Annotated in this window: 23 protein-coding genes; 11 read left to right on the top strand and 12 right to left on the bottom strand. The window is 36.6% G+C overall.

What is annotated here, in order from left to right; all coding sequences use genetic code 11:
* Positions 1-33 precede the first annotated feature (33 nt).
* The 6 genes from rpoZ to AC5WOC_RS09925 all read right to left on the bottom strand — a co-directional run bounded on the left by rpoZ (position 34) and on the right by AC5WOC_RS09925 (position 2,788).
* Positions 34-249 (bottom strand): DNA-directed RNA polymerase subunit omega, encoded by a 216-nt coding sequence (gene rpoZ / locus AC5WOC_RS09950; RefSeq protein ID WP_496055256.1) that lies wholly within the window; start codon positions 247-249, stop codon positions 34-36.
* 19 nt (positions 250-268) lie between these two features.
* Positions 269-880 carry a guanylate kinase gene (gmk, locus tag AC5WOC_RS09945; RefSeq protein ID WP_496055401.1) on the bottom strand — a complete coding sequence of 204 codons (612 nt, stop codon included), beginning with the start codon at positions 878-880 and terminating at the stop codon, positions 269-271.
* A 60-nt stretch (positions 881-940) separates the two neighbouring features.
* A complete protein-coding gene (gene remA, locus AC5WOC_RS09940) occupies positions 941-1,213 on the bottom strand; it encodes an extracellular matrix/biofilm regulator RemA (RefSeq protein WP_240874994.1) in 273 nt (90 codons plus the stop codon).
* Entirely contained in the window at positions 1,203-1,388 is a 186-nt protein-coding gene (locus AC5WOC_RS09935; RefSeq protein ID WP_496055255.1) for a hypothetical protein, read from the bottom strand. The genes remA and AC5WOC_RS09935 overlap by 11 nt, the downstream gene beginning before the upstream one ends.
* Positions 1,389-2,051: 663 nt before the next feature.
* Complete coding sequence (locus tag AC5WOC_RS09930; RefSeq protein ID WP_496055254.1) at positions 2,052-2,420, bottom strand: hypothetical protein; 369 nt, start codon at positions 2,418-2,420, stop codon at positions 2,052-2,054.
* A 17-nt stretch (positions 2,421-2,437) separates the two neighbouring features.
* A complete protein-coding gene (locus AC5WOC_RS09925) occupies positions 2,438-2,788 on the bottom strand; it encodes a hypothetical protein (protein ID WP_496055253.1) in 351 nt (116 codons plus the stop codon).
* 206 nt (positions 2,789-2,994) lie between these two features.
* On the opposite strand from AC5WOC_RS09925, the gene AC5WOC_RS09920 reads away from it, so the two are divergent.
* Positions 2,995-4,608, top strand: coding sequence for a putative polysaccharide biosynthesis protein (locus tag AC5WOC_RS09920; protein ID WP_496055252.1), 1,614 nt, complete (start codon positions 2,995-2,997; stop codon positions 4,606-4,608).
* A gap of 295 nt (positions 4,609-4,903) precedes the next feature.
* Here the strand turns inward: AC5WOC_RS09920 and AC5WOC_RS09915 are convergent, their stop codons facing one another.
* Both AC5WOC_RS09915 and AC5WOC_RS09910 read right to left on the bottom strand, forming a co-directional pair.
* Entirely contained in the window at positions 4,904-5,290 is a 387-nt protein-coding gene (locus AC5WOC_RS09915) for a YndA family protein (protein ID WP_496055251.1), read from the bottom strand.
* A 259-nt stretch (positions 5,291-5,549) separates the two neighbouring features.
* Positions 5,550-5,951, bottom strand: coding sequence for a YndA family protein (locus AC5WOC_RS09910; RefSeq protein ID WP_496055250.1), 402 nt, complete (start codon positions 5,949-5,951; stop codon positions 5,550-5,552).
* Positions 5,952-6,327: 376 nt separating this feature from the next.
* Between AC5WOC_RS09910 and AC5WOC_RS09905 the strand changes: the two genes are divergently transcribed.
* The 3 genes from AC5WOC_RS09905 (at position 6,328) to cdaS (ending at position 7,986) form a co-directional block, all read left to right on the top strand.
* Positions 6,328-6,750 (top strand): VOC family protein, encoded by a 423-nt coding sequence (locus tag AC5WOC_RS09905; RefSeq protein ID WP_496055249.1) that lies wholly within the window; start codon positions 6,328-6,330, stop codon positions 6,748-6,750.
* 146 nt (positions 6,751-6,896) lie between these two features.
* Positions 6,897-7,118 carry a hypothetical protein gene (locus AC5WOC_RS09900; RefSeq protein WP_496055248.1) on the top strand — a complete coding sequence of 74 codons (222 nt, stop codon included), beginning with the start codon at positions 6,897-6,899 and terminating at the stop codon, positions 7,116-7,118.
* Between the two features lie 193 nt (positions 7,119-7,311).
* Complete coding sequence (gene cdaS, locus AC5WOC_RS09895) at positions 7,312-7,986, top strand: sporulation-specific diadenylate cyclase CdaS (RefSeq protein WP_496055247.1); 675 nt, start codon at positions 7,312-7,314, stop codon at positions 7,984-7,986.
* A 16-nt stretch (positions 7,987-8,002) separates the two neighbouring features.
* Here the strand turns inward: cdaS and AC5WOC_RS09890 are convergent, their stop codons facing one another.
* Both AC5WOC_RS09890 and AC5WOC_RS09885 read right to left on the bottom strand, forming a co-directional pair.
* On the bottom strand, positions 8,003-8,914 hold the full coding sequence (locus tag AC5WOC_RS09890) for a response regulator (RefSeq protein WP_496055246.1): 912 nt from the start codon (positions 8,912-8,914) through the stop codon (positions 8,003-8,005).
* A 4-nt stretch (positions 8,915-8,918) separates the two neighbouring features.
* Positions 8,919-10,226 carry an ATP-binding protein gene (locus AC5WOC_RS09885; protein ID WP_496055245.1) on the bottom strand — a complete coding sequence of 436 codons (1,308 nt, stop codon included), beginning with the start codon at positions 10,224-10,226 and terminating at the stop codon, positions 8,919-8,921.
* A gap of 203 nt (positions 10,227-10,429) precedes the next feature.
* On the opposite strand from AC5WOC_RS09885, the gene AC5WOC_RS09880 reads away from it, so the two are divergent.
* From AC5WOC_RS09880 to AC5WOC_RS09860, 5 genes are all read left to right on the top strand, one after another.
* Positions 10,430-11,404 carry a glutaminase gene (locus tag AC5WOC_RS09880; RefSeq protein WP_496055400.1) on the top strand — a complete coding sequence of 325 codons (975 nt, stop codon included), beginning with the start codon at positions 10,430-10,432 and terminating at the stop codon, positions 11,402-11,404.
* Between the two features lie 69 nt (positions 11,405-11,473).
* Positions 11,474-13,069 (top strand): APC family permease, encoded by a 1,596-nt coding sequence (locus AC5WOC_RS09875; RefSeq protein WP_496055244.1) that lies wholly within the window; start codon positions 11,474-11,476, stop codon positions 13,067-13,069.
* Between the two features lie 237 nt (positions 13,070-13,306).
* Positions 13,307-14,641: a spore germination protein gene (locus AC5WOC_RS09870; protein ID WP_496055243.1), complete on the top strand. Its 1,335-nt coding sequence runs from the start codon at positions 13,307-13,309 to the stop codon at positions 14,639-14,641.
* The gene (locus AC5WOC_RS09865) at positions 14,634-15,716 is read left to right on the top strand and encodes a GerAB/ArcD/ProY family transporter (protein WP_496055242.1); all 1,083 of its coding nucleotides are present in this window, start codon (positions 14,634-14,636) and stop codon (positions 15,714-15,716) included. The genes AC5WOC_RS09870 and AC5WOC_RS09865 overlap by 8 nt, the downstream gene beginning before the upstream one ends.
* A complete protein-coding gene (locus AC5WOC_RS09860; protein ID WP_496055241.1) occupies positions 15,709-16,770 on the top strand; it encodes a Ger(x)C family spore germination protein in 1,062 nt (353 codons plus the stop codon). The genes AC5WOC_RS09865 and AC5WOC_RS09860 overlap by 8 nt, the downstream gene beginning before the upstream one ends.
* Before the next feature lie 215 nt (positions 16,771-16,985).
* Here AC5WOC_RS09860 and AC5WOC_RS09855 read toward each other — a convergent pair whose 3' ends face one another.
* Entirely contained in the window at positions 16,986-17,579 is a 594-nt protein-coding gene (locus AC5WOC_RS09855; protein ID WP_496055240.1) for a TetR/AcrR family transcriptional regulator, read from the bottom strand.
* A 113-nt stretch (positions 17,580-17,692) separates the two neighbouring features.
* On the opposite strand from AC5WOC_RS09855, the gene AC5WOC_RS09850 reads away from it, so the two are divergent.
* Positions 17,693-18,199 (top strand): hypothetical protein, encoded by a 507-nt coding sequence (locus AC5WOC_RS09850; RefSeq protein WP_496055239.1) that lies wholly within the window; start codon positions 17,693-17,695, stop codon positions 18,197-18,199.
* 64 nt (positions 18,200-18,263) lie between these two features.
* Here AC5WOC_RS09850 and AC5WOC_RS09845 read toward each other — a convergent pair whose 3' ends face one another.
* On the bottom strand, positions 18,264-19,124 hold the full coding sequence (locus tag AC5WOC_RS09845) for a PIG-L family deacetylase (protein ID WP_496055238.1): 861 nt from the start codon (positions 19,122-19,124) through the stop codon (positions 18,264-18,266).
* 421 nt (positions 19,125-19,545) lie between these two features.
* On the opposite strand from AC5WOC_RS09845, the gene AC5WOC_RS09840 reads away from it, so the two are divergent.
* Positions 19,546-21,621 carry a multicopper oxidase family protein gene (locus AC5WOC_RS09840; RefSeq protein ID WP_496055237.1) on the top strand — a complete coding sequence of 692 codons (2,076 nt, stop codon included), beginning with the start codon at positions 19,546-19,548 and terminating at the stop codon, positions 21,619-21,621.
* Positions 21,622-22,143 lie beyond the last annotated feature (522 nt).

Here is a 22,143-nt window from a genome sequence, read left to right as displayed (position 1 = left end):
GGTTGTTTATTTTTTCAATAACGGTATGAAATCTTACTTATCTTCCACTTGTCTTCTTGCTCTTGCTGGAGTTACCACAATATTAGAAGAGATTTCTTCTAAAGCAACTCCTACAAATTTGTGTGAGTGTGCTTTAATATGTGCATTCTGGCCTTCTAATAGTCCGCGTGCACGTTTTGCAGCAAGTACTACCAAAGAATATTTGCTGTCTACTTTTGCCATTAACTTATCAATGGATGGATATAACACAACCCATTCCTCCTATATCTTACATATCATCATCAATAATAACTCGAGAAGTATGGCAATGTTCTGCTATCAAAATCGCTTCAATCTTTTCACATGCACTTTCCAATTGATCATTGATTACAGCATAGTCATACATCGTTAATTCTCTGCATTCACTAGATGCGACGTGGAGACGGCGTTGGATCGTAGAAACATTTTCTGTTCCTCTTCCCATAATTCTCCGTTTTAATTCATCCATGGATGGTGGGAGTAGAAAAATAAAAATCCCTTCAGGGAATTGTTCTTTTACTTGCTTTGCACCTTGAACTTCAATCTCTAAGATGACATTTTCACCTGCATTTAATTTATCTTCTACAAATTGTCGAGGAGTTCCATAGTAATTGCCAACATACTCTGCCCACTCGATCAATTGACCATTTTCTATCATGGAGTAGAATTCGTCCCGAGTATGGAAAAAATAATTTACTCCATGCTTCTCTCCCTGTCTAGGTGAACGCGTTGTTGCAGAGACAGAGTAAATCAACTCAGGATTTCGTTTACGCAGCATCCCACAGACTGTACCTTTTCCCACACCAGATGGACCTGATACAACAATGAGTAGACCGCGTTCTTGATAACTGGGGTTCGTCATGAACATCGTTACCCTTCCTAATGTAACATCTTTTAGTAATTATTACCAATTATAATTCAATTAATCTACCAATTCTTCTGTACTTTCTTTCGTCACATTCGCAAGACGTTGAGCGACTGTTTCTGGTTGTACTGCGGAAAGAATCACATGATCACTATCGGTTATGATAACTGCACGGGTTCGTCGTCCATATGTAGCATCGATCAATACCCCTCGATCACGTGCCTCTTGAATAATTCGTTTAATTGGAGCAGAATCTGGACTCACAATCGACACGATTCGATTTGCTGATACGATGTTTCCAAAACCTATATTAATCAATTTAATGCCCAAAATGTTGCGCCTCCTCACCCATGCTGGGAATATCGCTGATATTTCTCTCTATGCTATTGTAGTTGGTTTTGGAAAAAGACGCAACAAAATCGCGGGAAGTAAATAGAAAGAAGCGAATAATCAAGATAAAAATGCGCGGGGCCGCAAGTGTTACCACTTGCGGCCATTTCTCCAAGGACTCATCCACCAACGCTGTGATTACACCTCACACCTGCTTTGGTACACGAATCACATGCTTTATAAACCGGCTGAAGTAGATTCAGCTTACCTGTGCGAGTTCCTCGCCTGGCTATCTTCCCCTGCGGGTTCTTCTTATCTTTTGCCATGTTAACTCCTTGGAATAAGAGACACACCCCTACATGATGGATATGTCTTCTCCTATTACTATAGCAAAATATTTCTAAAATGTCTTCTTCTATAGGAGCAAGTAACACTCATGCCCAACAAAATGAATGACAGGCTAGAGACATTGTCCCTAGCCCAACTCTCACTTACCTGCTTTTACCTTGCAGCCAAAGATTAATACAAACAGACTCAAGAGGTACAGTTCTAGTCTCATGCCAAAGCCGACCGTCACGACCCGTAAACAAATAGGAATCACTTTGACAACTCCATACGGCTAAAGCCGTTGGATTCTTGGGACGATAGCCTCATGACTATTTCATTACCAAGCTAACCCCGTGCGCCCCACGGTTTATGTTTGTTGATTTCTTCTTTGCAGCGAGCAAACTTGGTTTTCGTCTGTCACAACTATACATCTATTACCATGGGAATGTTTGTTTGTAAACTTGCTTTTTTCCAAAGGTTGAACTAGTGAAGGAAAATTCCTTACCCTCGTTCAACGCTCGCTTTCATCCCACGATTTAAACCGTGGGTTTTCTCGCTCGAAACGATTACCGCTCTTCAACAAAAGATAATCGCGTGAGGCTTCCTGACTAGGAACAACCGGTTCCAAACCTTTTCCCCTATTCAGGCAGAGTTCGCCATTGCTGATTTTTATTCCATTCCTTCTGTAATCATCAATTCGGATTGGATGAGAACGATCAATACTGTTCAATGATGAGTCGATTACCTGTCCACCGTAGACGAATCTAAGTGAGGCTATCCACTCATTTAGGCAGATACTCTCATCACCTGTAGCTCCAACTGGCTCATAATAAAGAATAACTATTCTATCTCTATATGGATAGTGGGCTAGAGACATCATCCCAGCCCACCTCTCACTTACTCTTTACCTACCATCCACTCATTCAGACAGAAACACTCATTACCTGTTGCTCCAACAGGCTCATACCAGAGACTGCCATCAACCCAATTATACAGAAAATAATCTCGATAAGAATATTGACGAGGAGCTTGACTAGGACCAACCGGTTCCAAACCTTTTCCTCTATTCAAGTAAAGCTGACCTCCACGAATTCGAATTCCATTCGGCCTTTCCTCATGTGGCTCTGCTTCAATGGTCACTGGAGAAAGACTACCAGGAATCCGCTGCAAGGTTGATGGTACTTCCCGTCCATTGCAGGTGATTTTAAGTGAGAAATTATTGCCCTTTTTAACGACTTTAAACTCCATCTCTCTCCTTCAGAGCAGGTGTTATCATGGACATTTTCTATTATAATGTTTTCAAAATGTTTTTACAACGAACTTCACCATATTTTACTCACAACTTGCTAAATGTCATGATTTTTGATTTGTCACCCATTGTTAATCGTTTTTTATGCAGGAAACTGTTAGAATGGAGGAGATATTTTAATAATGGGTTAAAGGAAGCTTGATTCATGTCAAACAAAATCGTGAAAGGAACCCTTATTCTCAGTGTTGCTACACTGCTCACAAAAATACTGGGAAGTCTTTTTTGGGCCCCCTTACAAAACATTGCAGGTGACAAAATTGTAGGAATATATCGGATTTCTTTTCCGTTTTACTCGATCCTACTCATGATCGCATCTGCCGGTATTCCGATCACTGTATCCAAATTTGTCGCCGAACGCCTTGCTCGCGACGATTATGAAGGCGCTCAAAAAGTAAAGAAAGCAGCTGCCATTATACTTTCTTTAACAGGGATTGTCTTTGGACTCTTCCTATTTTTTGGAGCTCATTTCGTTGCCAATGTCATGTTAAATAGTCCACAAAATACCTTACCAATCCAAGTACTAGCTGTCGCGATTTTATTTGTCCCTGTGATGGGTGCATATCGCGGCTATTTCCAAGGACATCAACAAATGATGCCAACCGGAATCTCACAAGTCATTGAGCAAGTGGTTCGGGTTGTAACGGTAATTGGACTCGTTTATTGGTTAAAAGTAACTGGTTTTGGTGCAGAAATATTAGCTGCTGGTGCTACTGCTGGTGCTCTTTTCGGTGCGGTTGCAGGACTTTTGGTTGTACTCTGGTACAATGCCAGAGAAAAAAAACCAGCACTAACAGTTCATACCCCGTCAACAGAAACGATTTGGGGATTATCCAAATCCATTATTGCTTATGCTATTCCCATTTCACTTGCTACCTTGGTACTGCCTTTGATTGGTTTAGTAGATTCTCTTACTATTCCAAGAATCTTGATGAGTATGGGTAATTCGGCATCAATGACGGGTACCCTCTATGGGATATATGCACGAGGAGAACCCTTTGTAAACATCATTTCCACCTTCTCGTCTTCATTGACCTTGGCACTTATACCAGCAATTGGAGCATATGTGGCAAAAAATAATATGGAAGCTGTAAACAATAAAATATCACAAGCATGGATGATGACTCTTGTTATCAGTCTTCCTGCGAGTATGGGACTCAGTATACTTGCAGAACCATTTAACATTGCCATGTACATGGATGCAAAAGGAACTCCGACGCTTGCGATTCTTGCTTTCTCTTCTGTTTTTAGCACATTAGCTGTTACCAGCTCTGGGATATTGCAAGGTCTTGGATACAATAAACTTCCAGTTCGCCATTTATTAATCGGTGCAGTGGTAAAATTTATTTCCAATTTTATCTTCGTTCCGATTTATGGCATCGCAGGTTCTGCTATCGCGATGGTCATAGCCTATATTGTTGTATGTGTACTCAATGTCTGGATGGTATACAGAAAAACAAATATTAAAGTTTCTATAAAAAATGTATTTGTGAAACCAACGTTTGCTTCTGTTGTAATGTCTGGGATACTTTATGTATCATATCAAGCAATGAAAGGTTGGTTCGCAGCGGAACACATGGACCGTTGGGGATACATGTGGATCAGCCTTATCTATATTATCGTAGCGATGGTCATCTACTTCTTATTGCTGCTCGTTACCAAAACGGTAAGTCACAACGAATTGCGGATGCTGCCTATGGGGAATAAATTGATCCGCTTTTTTCAGAAAGTAAAATTGCTAAAACATGTAGAAAGCATGTAAAAGTCTTGGTTTATCACCAAGGCTTTTTTATTTATTCCTTTTTCGACATATCCCTTAGCTGGTAATATTCAAATGTTTACTAAGTGATGCTTCTCATTTCCTCAGGTATATGTTAACTCTTCCTATCTGATAACATAAAAAAATCCTCCCTAATAGAAAAACTGGTAGACCAGTAAATCTTGCAATCAGGAAAGATTTTCTCATGACTTGGAAGTGACTCGAAGTCATATACATAAAAATTAGATGTTATTATGCATAAAATAAAAACGCTTTCTATTTTAATTAGTAAACTTTATCAATCGTAGATATGACCGCCAGCCAAACTATATGTTCCAACACTAAAATATACTTCTGGTTTGTTATTGCTGCCATCTCTAAAGTTTTCTACATAAAAATTATAGCATTGACCACTTGCCAATTCGACTCCGCCGATATAATCATCTGCATTATCTGGATCATACTCATACGCTCGGTAAATAACCGATTTAACCGTAGATGCACAAATCCTCATATAGCCGCCATCAGAAGTATATACATCAGAAACGTAGTAACCTGCTGAATTTTTATGAAAATAATCGAAACCCAAATCTTGCCACCCAGCTGCGGCAAATGCTGAGGACAAGGGGACTAAAAGTGTTGCAGCAGAGAGAAATAAGGTAGCTGCTAGTTTTTTTATGCTCATCCATTCACTCCTCCACTTCATTTATACTATTCATAATTCAATCGGAATTTCATATCGTAAGATATTTGTTCAGATTATGAATATTATATAATTGAATAACTAGAAAAAACAAGAAAATAGAAGAAAAAGTAAACTTGTAATTACTTACAAAAATCGTTTCTAGAATCCTTTTCATCTTTTAAAATAACTCAGTGAATAACTCAAATAATAAAAAGACAGGCTCTTGAGAGCGCTGTCATTATATCTATTATAAAAATTATCAATCCCACATTTCAACGTAAGTTGAACTTGCTAAATAGCTGTCTGTAGAAATATAAATTTCGGCTCTTTTATTACTTCCATCTACATACTTATCCACGTAAATCGTTTTACAGTCGCCATTGGATAAAAAGTCAAAACTTGCTATTTTGTCGTCTGCATTGTCTGGGTCATACTCCCATACAGTATAAGATTTTACTGAAGTTCCCCATTGACTTGTACAAAATTTAAAATATCCTCCAGTTGAATAAACAATATTTGTTACATACCTACCCGCAGACGAATTATAATGAAAAGAAAAGTCACCTAAGTAATCCCAAGAACCTGCAAATACGGATGTTAAGGGTGTCACAATTGCAATAGCAGAAAGCAAGAGAGAAGCACCAATTTTTTTCAAATTCATCCATACCCCTCCATTAATAAAATAATAAAATAAATTTAAAATAACAGAAGCAATATTCAGATGATTCGGTTATCACTTCTGATTTAAATAATTATATCTCTTAATTTTAGAAAAAAGATACAAGTAATATATCCCAGAATAGTTATATATTTTCATAAATAAAAATTTTAGTTGCGTCTATTATATGATTGTTTCTCTAAGCATCTTCAAAGGGAGTCCAACGATAACCTTTTATCATACGATTTATTCATAACTCTCGGTCAGCAAGATTCTATTAAACAGCTGGTTCTCCTCCTTGATAAAATTGAATTCAATAGTTACAATACAAACAAACGTTTCTAATTAATACTAACTACGCTGGAGGAATCATTATCTTATGAAACCACGAATTACCGTCATAACACTTGGAGTTGATGATCTGGAGAGATCATTGAAATTTTATCGAGAGGGATTAGGCTTCCCTTCACAAGGTATAATCGGGAAAGAGTTTGAGCATGGTGCAGTAGCATTTTTTGACCTACAAGCAGGTTTAAGGCTTGCTATTTGGACTCGAAAAGATATCTCTTATGATACTCAAATACCACTAACTGCACCAAATCCGACGGAATTTACGATTGGTCATAATGTTAACAGCAAAGAAGAAGTGGATATAGTTATGGAGCAGGCAAAAAAAGCTGGAGCAACCATCGTTACCACAGCACATGATACCTTCTGGGGTGGATACTCCGGCTACTTTCAAGATCCTGATGGTCATTTGTGGGAGGTAGTATGGAATCCACAGTGGGAAATACAAGAATAAATCCAAAAAACTGCTTCGCACTTCTTGAAGACCAGTTGGATCTGATATAATTGATGTACATTCCTAAGGAGTAAAAGATGACAAGTTCTACCCGATCCTCGACACGGATCGTTTACATCTTGGGTGCACCTGAGGAGGCACGCAAGTTGTTCAGGGAAAAGCTGAAGAAGATCGTCTCTGCTCTTTCATTGAACAAGCTGCACCGTGCGGAGATGCTGATCAGCTCTCTTCTTCGAGACATTTCCATGCAGTTGAATGAAATTCGAATGAGGAGTGACGGTCATCTCTCAACGGAGTACGGAGATCTGCATCTTCTCTGGGAAAAACTAAGCGATGTAGGTTTGGGTATCCGTTCATCCGGTGCCTAATAAACCCCCATCACGAGACTGAATCGCTCGATTCAGTCCAAGTCCATAAAGAGAAATCTTTCCTATAGAAACACACAAGTATTTATATTTCACTTGTGTGTTATTTCTTTTCACACATAAAAAATAGAATCACCATTTTCTGGGAATAATAACAAAGATGGCAGAAAGTTCAACTGGAAAGTGAGGTTCATTAATGCAAGAAACAAATTGTGATTTTTCTCCATTAAAAAATCAATTATCCAATGAATTGCAAGATATAACGGTTGATATACAAAAAGGTATACATTTGTTAGACGAAGATAATTATTGTCTTTTGGGGCATCTGGAAGAATTAAGAGAAAAATTTTTACAAATCGAAACATTAGCTGCAACTTTTTATTTAAATTGCTACTTATCTCCTTATACAAAAAACTACAATGATATATCTCTATCTATTCAAAATCTTGCCAAACGCAGACATGGAGCACTGATTGTCATTGAAAGACAAGATTCATTGATTCCACTTATTCGGCCAGGTATTCATGTTGGGGCATCCGTCAATCACTCCTTAATCGAATCTATTTTCTATCCAGGCAACCCGCTTCATGACGGTGCGATCCTTATTCGTTCTGACCATATTGTTTCAGCGGCAAATGTGTTACCTCTTTCCCATACAAAAGGAAATGGAAGAAAACTAGGAACTCGTCACCGAGCAGCTTTAGGATTGACAGAAAAAAGTGATGCGCTTGTTCTAGTTGTTTCAGAAGAAACAGGTAAGATAACGTTTGCAATTAACGGTCACTTATACCCTGTTTCCTTACTCACCAATTCCACAAAAGAAACTATCATTACATTTACTCCAGATTTCGATAATATTAGTCAAACTTAGTCTTTTCTAAGTTTGACTAACTTTCTGCATACAAACGTACTACTTCAAAATAAAAAACTTGAATAAACTTTTTTGTATTCACTCGAACGATTGAATTCGATAATGTCTGACTTCTTTGCTCTGCTGTCATCATCTCCCGTACACTGGCAAAATCAAAAAACTTGGAAGCATAATTTTCAAATTTCCAATTTGAAAAGTCAGTAAGACCTAAAGATGCAATATGCTTTAAAGATTGATAAATAGCCCGGCGTACCCTTTGTTCAGAAGCTTTGACTTCCTTTTTGATATCTTGATCCAGAGCAGCATCCCCCAGCTTATGTTTTGCTACATGAAGAAAAATTTCTTTAAGAGCTGGAAACCCTTGTTTCAATGATTCATCCTTGTGGTTGTAATAGAGATAATCGATGATATCGAGTAAATCCGTACTGCCACTTTTACCTGCTAATCCCAATTCGGACAAAAGATTATTCCCGGAAACTCTCAAATCGGCTTTTGGAACTTGGACTTGCTCCATGCCTAGAACACCAAGGGATTTGCGAATATCTTGGATAGACTTTTCTAATCGAATACGCTCCATCACTTTTTGAATGACGGAAACTACTTCCATTTTGTTGATTGGCTTCGTTATATAGTAATCAAGTCCTAGTGAATAAGCCTCTCCGATTAACTCTTTTGACTCTACTTGGGAAAGCATAATGATTTTCCCTTTAAAGGAGGGTTTTATTTTTCGAATGGTTTGTATACCATCTTGATTTGGCATTAACATATCAATGATTAAAATATCAATGGTCTTTGCATTTAATAATGGTCCATCAATCTGAGAGCCATCCTCTGCTTCTCCTACCAATCTCCCTAGATCCTCATCCTCAATAATATGATCCAACATCGATCGAACAGCTTCGTCATCATCCACAATATAAAATAGCATAGGATCATCCTTTCTTCATCAAACGCTGTATTGGCAATCTTATATGAAAGTTACATCCCTGAGTCGACTGAACATGAATCGAACCACCTAACTCTTCTACCGTTTCCTTTACATAAAACAATCCAATGCCTGTAGAAGAGTTTCCTAGATCATCATATTTCGTGGTAAACCCTGGTCGATAAATTAAACTGGAATGCTTTGGAGCTATCCCTGGTCCATCATCGATTACCTGAAATTCAACAAACTCACCATTTCGGCTAACACAAAGGGTTATTGTCCCTTTTTTAAAGATCGCTTCCACCGCATTGGCCACAAGGTTATTGATAATCGATAAAACCGTAAACACGTGATAGCGAGGATGCTCTCCCTCTATCTGGTAATCAAATTGAATGATTTTCTCTTTCAATGCTGCATATTTCCTATTAATCCGTATAATAATTTCAAGAAGTTCACGAACATGCAAAAAATCGGTCATACCTTCATCCGAAATAAGTTTCGCAAGACCAGCATAAATACGCTGGTTATCTTTTTTTACTTCATGAATATCTCCTGCTATCTTTAAAGCTTGTCTCCTCCATTCCTCCATTTGGACTCTGCTGCCTTCTTCTTTTACATTATGAAGGCTTTTATATAGGTCATATGATTTTTTGGTTGTATTCTCAATCGTTTGCAATGTTTTTTTCAGATGAATAGCTTCTTCATATAAATTGGAAATAAGCATTAGCATATGTTCATTTTGTTTTGCAATCTGTTTGGATTTTACTTGTGCTTCATATAATTTCCACATACTAAAAAAGCTAAGAACCATAAAACTATGAGATATAGCAATAATCATTACTTGATAAAATGCTGTCCAACTAATCATTGTACCTAGTACAACATACTGTACTGTCATCTCTAATAAATCTGAAAAAATTTCGATGAAAAATCCCATCATACCAACAATTAAAGGTCGTTCATAAAAGCGATTTACCTTAAACAAATAAAAAAGTAAAGAGTAAGTAAAGTAATAGAAAAAAGCAGAGAATTGATTTTGCAAAGATGATGTCCAATCAAAGTGTGGCAGGGTCAAGAAATCAATAACAATTCGAAATCCAACAATTAATATAGCAGTTAAAAACCCAGGTAAGATGACAGGCATTTTGCGGAACAATAACAAAAAGAAGAAAAAGGTCGGTGCTGCAAAACTTATGCGGAACGATTCGTTAAATGGATAAAAATTCAATTCGCTAGCTAATGGAACTGTCACGATCATGAGAATGAGGATAAAATTATCTTTTTTCAATAATCCACTGATATTCATTATCTTCACTACCTTAATCCACTTTTCATTTTTTCATTTGCTCATCAAAATATTTTCTGTGGGGTTTTTTGTAGGTTTTTGTCAGATTATATAGATCATGTTTTAGAATAAGACATATCTATCTAGATAACAAGTTGAAAACCTTTTCATTTTCATGGATCTAACTGCAAAAATGAATAAAAACCATCTCAAGTAAAAAGGAGGTGCTACCTATTATTGTAGAGGAAAAAGCAAATAATAACCAAATTACCTTCCAATATTTAGATCACTTAATTTCCCATTTCAAACCCTATACTTCAACAGGCAAATGTGCCAGCTATATCCCTGCTCTAGAAAAAGCTAATCCATCCCACTTGGGAATTTCGATCATAGAACCCACTGGATCGAAGATACAAGCAGGGGATTGGAATATTCCTTTTACGATGCAGAGCATTTCCAAAGTCATCAGCTTTATAACTGTATGTATCGAACATGGTATTTCCTATGTCATGGAACGAGTAGATGTTGAGCCGACTGGCGATCCCTTTAACTCTATCATTCGTCTAGAAATGCATAAACCAGGAAAGCCATTTAATCCCATGATCAACGCTGGCGCCATCACAGTTGCCTCCCTTCTCAAAGGAGATACTCCTCAAACGAAGTTAGAATCTTTGTATAAATTACTAGAAAAATTGGTTGGAAAACGTCCTGATATAAATGAGCGTGTTTTTCAATCAGAATGGCATACAGCTAATCGAAACAGGGCTCTCGCCTATTACTTAAAAGAAATGGGATATTTAGAATCTGAGGTCGAAGCGACATTAGAAGTTTACTTAAAGCAGTGTTCCATAGAAGTTACAGCAGAAGATATTTCCTTGATAGGATTAGTATTAGCGAATGATGGATACAATCCTATTTTAGACGAACAAATCATTCCCAAAAAAGTAGCTAGATTGACAAAAAGTTTAATGCTCACTTGTGGCATGTATAACGCTTCTGGTAAATTCGCTGCTTTTGTTGGAATACCAGCTAAAAGTGGAGTATCTGGAGGGATCATGGCACTTTCACCAGCTAGGAAACGAACTCTATTTCCAGAAGGATGTGGAATTGGAATCTATAGTCCAGCCATTGATGACCTTGGAAATAGTGTAGCTGGAGTGAGGTTGCTCGAACACCTCGTTAGTGAGTGTGATTTAAGTATTTTTTAATGACTTCAAAACGAAAACGCTGTCATACAGTGTTTTAAAATGAGACAACTAAGAATTGGAGTTGAAAAGATGGGACAAATGAAGAGGAATATCGGTACATTTGCTCTTATGATGACAGGACTAGGATCTATTATTGGATCAGGATGGCTATTTGGTGCTTGGAAGGCTGCTAAAGTCGCAGGACCAGCAGCGGTGTGGGCTTGGGTTGTTGGAATGATCGCTATTTTGTTCATTGGCTTGACATATGCTGAACTTGGAGCGATGTTCCCAAAATCAGGCGGAATGGTACGCTATGGCCATTACTCTCATGGCAGCTTTGTCGGTTTTATCTCAGGCTGGGCAAACTGGATTGCGATTGTATCTGTTATTCCTGTAGAAGCGATTGCATCTATCCAATATATGAGTTCTTGGCCTTGGGAATGGGCACATAAACTCTATAATGGGGAAGTACTTACCACTACTGGTTTATTTCTCGCAGCCATTCTCGTTATTGTTTACTTTTTCATCAACTTTTGGACTGTTCAATTATTTGCTAGAGTCAACACTGCCATTACTGTCTTTAAATTTCTTATCCCTGGTCTAACCATCTTGGGCCTTATCATTACCGGATTTCACGCAGATAACTTCACTCATGCTCCAGGTGGATTTGCTCCTAACGGTTGGGCAAGCGTGTTAACTGCTGTAGCTACTTCTGGTATCGTATTCGCATTTAATGGATTTCAAAGTCCTATCAATATGGCAGGAGAAGCAAAAAACCCCAGCCGCTCCGTCCCCATTGCTGTCACAGGGGCTATAATCATCGCGGGAATCATTTATGTTTTACTGCAAGTTGCTTATATTGGTACTGTTCCAAGCGATATGCTCCAGCACGGTTGGAGTGTCCTTAATTTTAGTTCTCCTTTTGCCGATTTAGCATTAGCAATAAACTTGAATTGGTTAGCGATCTTATTATTTGCAGATGCATTTATTTCTCCATCAGGTACGGGAATCACGTACACAGCAACAACAGCACGAATGATTTATGGAATGGAGCGTAACGGCTACTTCCCTCATATATTTGGAAAACTCCATCCCCTGTACGGAGTTCCTCGTGCTGCAATGTGCTTTAACCTTGTAGTCTCTTTTATTTTCTTGTTCATGTTTCGTGGTTGGGGAACATTGGCAGAAGTCATATCTGTCGCTACATTGATCTCTTACGTTACTGGTCCAGTTTCTGTCATGGCATTTCGCAGTATAAAAGATGATACATTAAAACGGCCTCTCAGAATCAAAGGTATGTCTATCATTGCTCCAATTGCGTTTATTATTGCTTCTCTCATTCTTTACTGGGCAAAGTGGCCATTAACAGGTGAAGTCACCTTTATCATGATTCTTGGTTTACCTATTTACTTTTACTATCAAGCGAAAAATAATTGGCAAGGTTTCGGTGCAAATTTCAAAGCGGGTCTATGGCTTCTTATTTACTTGATCTTTATGATCGGAGTATCTTACCTTGGAAGTGAAAAATTTGGCGGAATCAATGTCATTCATTACGGTTGGGATATGCTCTTAATTACAGTATGTTCATTGATCTTTTATTTCTGGGGTATCAAAAGTGCTCTGCCAACTTATCAAGTGGTAAGTGATGAGCAAACATCAAAAAGTATTTCAAATGAAAACAACTAAACTTCAAAGGCGTGTTGACATATAATCATCGTCAACACGCTTTTTTCCCACTCATTCTACACTGAATTTCAACTCTCTATGATCAAAGTAAACCTATTTATTGCTCATTCTCCCCCACGTTCTAAATAAACTAGTTGATAATTTCTTTTCTTCTATACATTCATTTCAAGAGTATAAAGCACATCTATTTATGGATAAGTTGATAATAAAGGCTATGTTATGAGGAGACTTATCGAAATGGACGATTGGCTAAAAGAGATCAAAGAAATCTTTGCGGAAAGTGATGATTTTTTTCTGCAAAAAGACTATCTTCTGGACCAACCTGTAATTTTATTGGGTATTCGAACCTTAATTGATCTTCCACAAACAAAACATGCCTTGGAAACATACATTACAACTACAAGGATATCTATAGATACCTCAAAAGAACTACACATGATAGAAACCAGTACCATGGCAAAAGACAAAAAACAAATAATACAAGCCATCACCGAGGGGAAAGTGATTCTCTTCCATCCCTTTGATAAAAAATACTTTCTTATAGAACCCATTTCTAAACCATTAAATCGGTCTATTGACTTACCTAGTAACGAAAATGTGATACAAGGGCCTCACAATTCCTTCATAGAGGATTTGGAAACGAATATTGGGCTTATTCGAAAATATCTTCATACAGAGTTCTTGCACACAAAAAGTTTTTCCATTGGAACAGAACACAAAAAGAATATTTCTTTGCTTTTTATGGAGAATCAAGTGAACAAAAAACTACTCAAAAAAATTGTAAACCAGTTGCAAAGTAATAAGGATAAAGATATGTACAACTCCCAAGATTTTGGGGAAATATTAGGTTTCAATTCATGGGATATCATATCAAAATATAAAGTCACTGAACTTCCCATCGACATTGTACATGCTATTCAGAAAGGGAAAGTAATCTTACTTGTTGATGGATTTTCATCTGGACTTATTCTGCCTAATTCATTATTAGATATGTTTGCAATAGAAAATGACCGGAGTTTCCCAATTCCCCTTATGTTGTTTATTCGTTTGACACGCATTATAGGAGGCATAACTGCCACACTAATTCCTGGGTTATATGTTGCCCTTGTATCTGTAAACCCAGAAGTTTTAAGAATAGAACTAGCTCTATCGATTGCAAAAAGCCGGGAAGGGATTCCTTACCCCGCTCTTATTGAAGTCTTACTCATGCTGATCATCCTTGAATTAATCTTAGAAGCTAGTATTCGATTGCCAAAAAGTATTGGTCCAACTGTTACAATGGTTGGTGGAATTATCTTAGGACAAGCTGTAATATCTGCAAAATTAGTCAGTAATCTTTTAACGATAGTAGTAGCAACTGCTACCATTGCAAATTCCACAGTGGTTGGTATCCAAAACTACCTAGTAATTCGATTAATGAAGTATTTCATCGTCATCCTTGCTGCTATATATGGTGTATTAGGTCTATTAATAGGGATTGTAGTGATCTGCATTTATTTTGCCAGTATTGAGATATATGGAATTCCATTTGTTGATTTCCCATTTTTAAAGGATGATTGTAACCATGAATAAAAGTTTACCTGTCATAACTACTTATTACCTCACCCACTTAGGATTAATATTTTTTATGTATCCCAATGATATTATCTCTAGCACGAATGAAAGTCATTGGATCGCAATACTAATTGGTGTTGCTATTCATATCATCTTTGTTTCTATTTACATGAAAGGACTAAGCTATTTCCCTAATAAAAATATTATCGATATTTATCTGGAAACCAATAAAATCGTTTCCTTTCTTTTTTTATCACTTCTTGCTATTTACTTCTTCAGTAGTCTTTTTACTGCCATCCGTGCTTATTCCGAAATCATTACCATCATTTTTTTATCCAATACTCCTCTTTGGGCAATGGAAATCTTACTACTAACGACTTCTACTATACTGTCGTTAAAAGGCATAAAAGTGATTTTACGTACAGGAATCTTAATTGGAATTTTATTTCTTCCCTTATTTCTATTCGTTTGTTCAGCCTCTTTTCAAAATGTTGATTGGCGCTATCTCTTCCCTTTCATCGGGGAAAACAACTTTTTATTTCTGCATAAACCTTCCTACTTGGAAAGCTTTTATCCAGTTGCTGGAGTTTTTTTGTTTCTTGGGTTTATTCAACCACTTTTTTCATTTAACCGTAAAAAAATTTTTCTTTCTACATTAGCTCTCCTGCCATTTTTTGTGCTATCTGTTTATATTCCTATCCTAACTTTTGGCGAGTCTACAGCCTCTACTATGTATTTTCCCTTTGTAGAAGCAGTCGACTCTATCCATATGAATTGGACGATGTTTGATCGAGTAACCTTGTTTTTTTTATTAAGCCTAATTACTTTTGGTATTCTCTATCTTTCATTAATAGAGTGGATGCTTATTCAAATCATACATAGAGTACTTCCCACTATTTCCCCTTTCTATCTTACGATTAGTGTATCGATTATTACCTATTTGATCTGCTTGCTAATCCCAAATTGGGATGGTGTAGAAAAATTATTCTTGTTTAACATTCCGTTTCGATTTTTTTGTTTACTATTTGTTCCTATCTCCATTCTTTTTCTAGGACTGCGCTCTAAAAGAGGAGGACAATCTAACCATGCTTAGGAAATTCATACTATTTCTTATCATGAGTTTGGAACTCTTCTTATGCGGTTGTTGGAACAATAAAGATATTAACCATCGCTTGTTGCCTGGAGTTCTAGGCATCTCCAAGCAACAAGAAGAATACAAAATCATTCTTGAAATACCAGTACTAAAAGAAGATAAAGTGGATATTCAGCTCGTAAAAGGAACAGGTAAATCAATCGCAGACGCAGTCGACAAACTAAGCATGAATATGGAACGGACTACTGACTTGCTTCATGTTGAAGTGATCGTAATAGACAAACAGTTTGCAAAAGAGGGTTTAAAAGACATCATTACTGGATTTATGAGATCGCGTGATATACCCCCTAAAACTCAACTTGTAATATGTAACGAAAATTTAGATCATTTTTTTGACACCATTAAACATTCAAAAACGCCAACCGGTGTAACTCTACTTCATTTTTTTGAAAAAAATGCCGGTTGGACTCCGGAAATTGCCGTTACCCGTATATGGCAAATGTACCGCAGCATTCATTCCTATACACGAGATGTTGCAGTCCCCATACTCCAATCAGGAAAACTTAATAAGGTTGAATACCTTGGTTCAGCAATCATTAAAAATGGAAAAATGGTCAATCAGATTAACCCTGACGAATCGCTTGTGTTCAATTTATTTAACGGAGAAGGACTAAATGGAAAAGTCGAAGTAATGAATCGTGCAACAGTTTTAATCGTAAGTGATAACCGAAGTAATAGGAATAAGTTCCTTCAAGGTAAACCCTACATCGATAGTCAACTTCATTTAAAAGTGACGATTTTAGAGACAAAAGGAAATCCGTCTGTTAAACAGATAAAAAAAGAACTTGCAACTCTTCTAACTAATAGATTTTATCGAATACTATCTTTAACCAAAAAAGAGCAAGCTGATATTTTTGGTTTAGGTCAATTTTTCCGAAACGAAATTCCCCGAGAAAAATTAAAAAACTGGAGAACAGAGTACTATCCTCACTTAAACATGAAATTTCATGTAAATGTAGACATTCAAAACGAAGGTTTTTTAAAAAACGAGTGAATAATTCATTTAAAACCACTATAGTCCTAAGAATCCAACGGCTTTAGCCGTATGGAGTTGTCAACAGGAAGATCTAATCACACAAGGTAACTAGTAAATTAGAATGTGATGACCTGTAGAGAAAAAATGGAAGGTTGATACCATCAATTTTCCATTTTTCTTTCTTCCGGGAATCACTTTTTCATGTACCCGCTACACGGTATTACAAAGATTATTCATCTTTTCCCTGATAACCCGTAAATAACAATTTCGATAATTTTGTTATGTACCTCCTCAATGGAGTGATTTGCTAATAACAGGCTATTGCCTGATTGAATATCTTGGTTAAATAAATTCAAAATGCTGATAATAAAGGAATCTGGTACATCTGAGTCAACTCTCATTTCCTCCCTTCCTTGGTGAATAATTTCCAAGAGCAAGTCAGTTAATTGATCTTTATAAGTATTTTGTAGATACCCGGCGATATCAGTGTTTTCCATTACAACATGTTTAAAAAAGTCAGGGTGAAACTCGGTTATCAATTGTGTTTGCTTAAAGATAATCGCCTCGATTTTTTCTTCAAATGTATAATCCCCACTAGCTATGCGTTTTAACAAATCTACTTGTTTAGAAACCACTAATTTTACTACCTCCAAAATAAGTCCATCTTTGTTTTGAAAGTGATTATAAATCGTAACTACAGATACATTTGCTTCCGATGCTATATCACGAATATTCACTTTGTTAGGGTGATATTGCTTAAAGAGACGAATAGCAGCAGCCAAGATAGTATTTCTCTTTTTGTTGCTTTGTTGTTCTTTAATCATCATTAACACCTTCTTTAAAATCAATTGCATCCTATTGTTTGTTAGTGTATCATATTCGATAACAAATGAAACGAATTTATAATTTTGTTTCATTTGTTACTCAGGAGGGATGAATAATGGATTTCCAAGAATTGATTGGTTGGGCGTTTGAACGGCATCTAAATCCATTGAGTTGGTATATTCGACCCGTTTTTATGATCCTGCTCGCTTATGTTGCATACAGACGAAGTTGGATAGGAATAGTCATTACATTTCTTTTATTGATGAGCAGTATGGTATGGTTTCCCGCACCTGATAAAATAGACCCGCAAATGTATGAAGTACTCATGTTCGAAAAACAATTATTTGCCCATCCCGTATCAGGAATACTCGCAATTTTGGCGATATTGGTAAGTGTAGCCTTATTATGCTTTGTTTTTTGGAAACGATCCTTAAAACTAGGATTGATTGTTTGCAATGCGGGACTTATAGGTAAACTAGTGCTTTCCCTGTTGTTCACCGGTGAAAATGGTTGGGGACCATTAGGAACAATTCTCTTTGGATTGATAATAGTGAATGGAATTGGATTTTATCTTTACCAGCGGAGGAAAAACGGAGAACGAAACAGAAATATAAACCTCTAAAAAACTGAAAAAAGCCTTGGTATCAAACCCAAGGCTCTTTTATATGATTATCTCTGTTTTCTTGTTATGCTTTAACTAAAACAGCATACTTATGTTTAAAAAAGCTGTTAAATTGAGGACGTACACTCATAAAGCCACACGCATACCATCTATGCTGAGGGTCCCAACGGTCATAATCACGAATCGCTTTATTAAGAGCATGGCTATCTTTTTGGTTTTTCAGGAAGATTTGTACACCTTTCAGTCGATGTTTTGCAAAGCGAGACATGTAGATGGAAGCATAAATTTTCTTATGCTTGATTTTACCTTGTTTATATAGTTGATCCAATACCATACCAGTTATTGCATGATCAGGTATGACATCATACCTGCTTAGTCCATTTTGCGTTACATAAGGAAAAGTCTGTTCAAAAAACAGTGCTGTTTTACGAATCAATTCGATTCTCTGTTTCTCTTTTTGAGGATCAAAAACATCTTTATGGTTATTACCAATTCCTAAATCCTGGCTGGAAAGGTTAAATTCTTTCACCCGAGCCAAACCAAGCTCATATGGAGTTAGTTTTGGATAAACCATTTGGTTTAATTTTTTTATAATAGATGATGTTTCACCATGTGTAAACAACACAAGATAAACAACTTTTCCAGCATGCAAATCGTTACGAATCGGAACTCCATAGGTTAAAAGTTCGTCATCTGGATGAGGAACATAGTAAACAGAAATATGTTTTCGTTTCAGTTTTTGGGCCTCAAGTCGAATTTTCTGGAAACTACTATTCAATGAATTTGATGGTGTTTTTTGAGGTGAATTACTTCTAGCTGATACGTGTCCCTTTCTTACATGATCTATATCTAAATAACTGGACGCAAAAAGGCAAATAACAAAAAAGGAAGTGAACAATAACACACACATAATCCATTTTCCCATTTTTCTTTCTCCTTACCCATTTGTTTCTTCCTAGAGATATTCATTCTTCTATAAAAAAGACTGCAATAAAGAACAAAAAGGTCATTCTTTTGTAAATTAGAAGCCAAGGAAATAAATACCTCTGTCTCATTTATTCTAACCTATACTATTTTAGTATGAAAATATAATTAATCAACAAGATTTTATTTGCCTAGATTTGTAAAAGTTCATTTACGCCGATTCGTTAAGAGTGCCAAAAAATAACAAATAGAAGGTTGTTTATCCATCCTTCTATTTTTTTATCTAATTAAGCAAGATACCATTCCTTTGAATCGATTAATTTATGAATTTAAATGCGTTTGAATAAATGTAATTTATTCCTTAAGATTGATTTGAAATCTATAAATATTTCGCTGTCTATATAGTGAAAGGAGTTTTAATCATGTATCAACAACTATACTTGACTGATTTTACAGTTTTATTTCTATTAGTTGTTTTATGGGCGATTACAGCTAATCGTTTGGGTCGCCTTCCCTTCCGATCAACGAAAAAGAAGTTGAGACAAAGTATAAAACGCTTTACAATATTATACGTTTTGGCTCAAGTGATGGGAATTGCAGAGTTAGTCATCCTAGGCTTACTCGGAACGTATGGATGGGAATTTATGAAGGAAAAAGTATTACTGTCTATGCCAATATTTATTCCGTCCGCATTCTCAACACTTGTTACTCTTTCGATCTCGCGAAAGATCACCAGTGAAATGTCAGACGATTTACAATCTTACGCAGATGATTCGGATCGAAAGTTGCTTACCTCACCTAAATTCGTTCTTCCTATTCAAGCTGCACTGATTAGTGCGATCATAGATTGTTATTCTTTCTATTTTGTTTATCCATTTGAATTGAATATTTCAAATGCTATTCTCCTATGGAGTATATTCGCTTTGGTTCTAGTTGCTTTATGGTTTCGACAAAACAGACGCAGTATAAAACTAAAACAAAACCATTATGTCATAAATCCATCTACAAGGCTCTTACACGCCGTGATCTCCTTTGTTTGCATTGCCATCCTCATAGGTGGCTGGTACACCGTATCCTTAAATGCATCTGTTCTTCCTGATCATATAAATATGGGAAGCATGCATCATAAAGAAATGAATATGCAAATGATGAACCATTCCATGAATAATAAAGAAATAAGTGTATCAACATTAACAGGTCCTCAAACCAAGAAAGTAGATCATCGTTTTGAATTGGTTGCACAAAAAAAACAAGTAAAATTAAGTTCTGGTAAGAGCCTAGAAGCCTGGACCTTTAATGGAATCACTCCTGGCCCAGAATTACGGGTAAAACAAGGGGACATAGTTGAAGTTGTTTTGAAAAATAAAGATATTAAAGATGGAGTTACAATACATTGGCATGGTTATAATGTACCAAATGCAGAAGATGGAGTTGCAGGAGTGACACAAGATTCGGTACCGCCTGGGGGAACACACGTCTACCGTTTTCAAGCAAAACAAGTAGGAACGTATTGGTACCATTCCCACCAACAATCAGCGAAACAAGTAATCAAAGGATTATTTGGTTCCCTCATTGTAGAACCAAAAGTTATGCCACAGCCTAATACAAAAGACATCACCGTATTAAGTCATGCTTGGCAATTGTCAAATGACGGCTCATTAACTCCCACATATGGATTAAAAGACACACTCGATCGACAAACAATTCCATCTGGTACACTTGTCAGATTGCGACTAATTAATGCTCAAAACTCCCCACAATCTTTCCAATTATCAGGAGTTCCCTTTAAAGTGGCTGCAATCGATGGAAACAATATTGTGTCTCCTACATTCATAAAAAATCAGAACCTTTTTGTCGCTGGCGGCGGACGCTATGATATTTTATTCACCATGCCAAAAACAGCCGTAAGGCTCACTAGCCAAAGTGATGCAGGTTTAACTCCTGGGATCGTCTTTCGTGAGAAGAAAACAAATGTAATTCCTGCTATAAATGAAAACAATCCAATATTTGATCCGAGCATATATGGAAAAAAACAAAAAACACCTTTCAGTCTTCATAGTAAATTTGACCGAAACTTCAAGATTGTCTTAGATAGTCGAGCAGGGTTCTATAATGGTAAGTTATATCTTTTGTATACCATTAATGGACAAGTTTTTCCTAATACTCCTATGTTAAAGGTCAAAGAAGGCGATCTTGTAAAAACAACTTTTATCAATCGTGGTATGGATCATCATCCCATGCATCTTCATGGTCATGTTATGCTCGTTCTGAGTAAAAATGGGAAACCAACTACAGGAAGCCCTTGGTGGACGGATTCATTAGATGTGGGTCCCGGTGAAGTTTATGAAGTTGCTTTTAAAGCAGATAATCCTGGGATATGGATGGATCATTGTCATAATTTATTGCATGCAGCAATGGGAATGACGATGCACTTATCCTATGAAGGAATCACTACTCTTTTTGAAACAGGAAAGAAAACTGCCAACCAGCCAGAATGAACGATTGATCTAACAAAATTTAGGACTATTTCATTAAAACGGGATAGTCCTCTTCAATTTTCCTTCCATCATTCACCATGTAAACTGCTAAATGCAAAGAAGATTGATCCTAGTATGCTAACTTTCCTATGGCTGGTTTGCTTTCTATGAATAAATAGCTGATTAAGCAGAGGAACAAGTTCTCTATGTGGATTGGAAGAAGGTTCAACACGGATGTGACTCATCAGACTGTATTTAGTGAAATTGATGTACTTAATTTTTATATGATTTCGAGTGAGAAAATCCTCAGTTTGAATCGTGAGATGAAAAAGAAAGTTGAATAAAAGGATGATTTGTCTCTCTAATAAGTTCAACGCTTTTTACAAACTCATTCTACTGATAACTACTTTTACTTACAATTTTCGGATTACTTGAAATCCGAACAAATCGATTGTGAGTCAAAACTATTTCGTGTGGTTTAGAGAACCGTGGGACTCATGGTTTAACTTGGTAATGAAGAACTAGGAGTCTAACGTCCCAAGA

The organism is Shimazuella sp. NTD247 (assembly GCF_059510415.1).
The sequence above is the reverse complement of the archived record's forward strand: the minus strand, read 5'-3'. Positions and strand labels throughout refer to the sequence as shown.

What these genes read in the sequence shown, in the direction of transcription:
- AC5WOC_RS09850 (WP_496055239.1), top strand. Translation starts at nt 17,693, where the DNA reads ATGGATTTCCAAGAATTGATTGGTTGGGCGTTTGAACGGCATCTAAAT.
- AC5WOC_RS09845 (WP_496055238.1), bottom strand. Translation starts at nt 19,124, where the DNA reads ATGGGAAAATGGATTATGTGTGTGTTATTGTTCACTTCCTTTTTTGTT.
- AC5WOC_RS09905 (WP_496055249.1), top strand. Translation starts at nt 6,328, where the DNA reads ATGAAACCACGAATTACCGTCATAACACTTGGAGTTGATGATCTGGAG.
- gmk (WP_496055401.1), bottom strand. Translation starts at nt 880, where the DNA reads ATGACGAACCCCAGTTATCAAGAACGCGGTCTACTCATTGTTGTATCA.
- AC5WOC_RS09870 (WP_496055243.1), top strand. Translation starts at nt 13,307, where the DNA reads ATGGACGATTGGCTAAAAGAGATCAAAGAAATCTTTGCGGAAAGTGAT.
- cdaS (WP_496055247.1), top strand. Translation starts at nt 7,312, where the DNA reads ATGCAAGAAACAAATTGTGATTTTTCTCCATTAAAAAATCAATTATCC.
- AC5WOC_RS09920 (WP_496055252.1), top strand. Translation starts at nt 2,995, where the DNA reads ATGTCAAACAAAATCGTGAAAGGAACCCTTATTCTCAGTGTTGCTACA.
- AC5WOC_RS09925 (WP_496055253.1), bottom strand. Translation starts at nt 2,788, where the DNA reads ATGGAGTTTAAAGTCGTTAAAAAGGGCAATAATTTCTCACTTAAAATC.
- AC5WOC_RS09840 (WP_496055237.1), top strand. Translation starts at nt 19,546, where the DNA reads ATGTATCAACAACTATACTTGACTGATTTTACAGTTTTATTTCTATTA.
- AC5WOC_RS09890 (WP_496055246.1), bottom strand. Translation starts at nt 8,914, where the DNA reads ATGCTATTTTATATTGTGGATGATGACGAAGCTGTTCGATCGATGTTG.
- AC5WOC_RS09915 (WP_496055251.1), bottom strand. Translation starts at nt 5,290, where the DNA reads ATGAGCATAAAAAAACTAGCAGCTACCTTATTTCTCTCTGCTGCAACA.
- AC5WOC_RS09875 (WP_496055244.1), top strand. Translation starts at nt 11,474, where the DNA reads ATGGGACAAATGAAGAGGAATATCGGTACATTTGCTCTTATGATGACA.
- AC5WOC_RS09860 (WP_496055241.1), top strand. Translation starts at nt 15,709, where the DNA reads ATGCTTAGGAAATTCATACTATTTCTTATCATGAGTTTGGAACTCTTC.
- AC5WOC_RS09910 (WP_496055250.1), bottom strand. Translation starts at nt 5,951, where the DNA reads ATGAATTTGAAAAAAATTGGTGCTTCTCTCTTGCTTTCTGCTATTGCA.
- AC5WOC_RS09855 (WP_496055240.1), bottom strand. Translation starts at nt 17,579, where the DNA reads ATGATGATTAAAGAACAACAAAGCAACAAAAAGAGAAATACTATCTTG.
- AC5WOC_RS09930 (WP_496055254.1), bottom strand. Translation starts at nt 2,420, where the DNA reads ATGATGTCTCTAGCCCACTATCCATATAGAGATAGAATAGTTATTCTT.
- AC5WOC_RS09865 (WP_496055242.1), top strand. Translation starts at nt 14,634, where the DNA reads ATGAATAAAAGTTTACCTGTCATAACTACTTATTACCTCACCCACTTA.